1 protein-coding gene is annotated in these 281 nt (G+C 33.5%); it reads right to left on the reverse strand.

Features of this window, described 5'->3' with window-relative positions:
- A partial coding sequence (locus V7083_RS14660; protein WP_335479037.1) for a SpoVA/SpoVAEb family sporulation membrane protein occupies nt 1-196 on the reverse strand: 196 nt, incomplete at its 3' end.
- Nucleotides 197-281 lie beyond the last annotated feature (85 nt).

Here is a 281-nt window from a genome sequence, read left to right on the forward strand (position 1 = left end):
TTCCGACACTTTGTTCTGTAAAATTTAAAAAATAAATATAAAAGTAACTGATGGCTTGGCCAACTACGCAAAATAAACCTCCCACGAAAAATGCCTTTATACAATTTTTTAACACAGGCCTTTTTTTCTCGTGCTTTTGCTGCAGTTGTTGGTAACTTTGCTGTTGTGGCGTCATTTCTTTTTGTTTACTTGCCATCCTCATTCTTCCTTTCCTTACTTTATATCCTCTGTCATTTTAACGATTTCATTAAATCTATTATCAGCATCTTTCCGAGAAATTT

The sequence above is a fragment of the Bacillus sp. JJ1764 genome, assembly GCF_036962145.1.
Taxonomy (GTDB): Bacteria; Bacillota; Bacilli; order Bacillales; family Cytobacillaceae; genus Neobacillus.